Raw genomic sequence first — 540 nt, 5'->3', positions numbered from 1 at the left:
CGGTGGCGAGCACTTCGAAAATCTGGTTCCAGGTACCACCCCGGTCACGACCACTGTGACTGACACACCGGGTACCGATAACACCACTACCGTGACCCTGACGGCTCCGTCGGAAGTGAGCGAGGGTGGTCAGATCACCTACACCGCGACCTTGAGCAACAAGGCCGGCACCGACGTCACCCTGAAACTCGACAACGGCTCCACCATCACCATCAAGGCTGGCGAAACCGTTGGCTCGGTGACCGTCGCCGCTCCAGGCGATGACGTGTTCATCGACAAGAGCACCCAGACCGTCAAGATCACTGACACCGCTGGCGGCAACTTCGAGAAGCTGGAAGTGGCGGGCGACGGTGCGACTACCACCATCAACGACACCATCGACAAAGTGGACGTGGTACTGACCGCGACCACCACCGTGGGTGAAGGCGGCCAGATCGTTTACACCGCCAGCCTTGTGGATAAAAACGGCGCGGCGGTGACTAACATCACCAACCCGCTGACCGTCACCCTGGACAACGGGCAGACCATCACCATCGGCGT

Annotated in this window: 1 protein-coding gene; it reads left to right on the top strand. The window is 60.7% G+C overall.

What is annotated here, in order from left to right:
• Positions 1–55: 55 nt before the first annotated feature.
• Positions 56–540: immunoglobulin-like domain-containing protein (locus GNF76_RS29265; protein WP_246212047.1), on the top strand; the 485-nt coding region annotated here is incomplete at its 3' end.

Origin of the sequence: Pseudomonas spelaei (assembly GCF_009724245.1) — a bacterium.
Taxonomy (GTDB): Bacteria; Pseudomonadota; Gammaproteobacteria; order Pseudomonadales; family Pseudomonadaceae; genus Aquipseudomonas; species Aquipseudomonas spelaei.
Note: the sequence above shows the minus strand (reverse complement) of the source record. Positions and strands in the feature narration are given on the sequence as shown.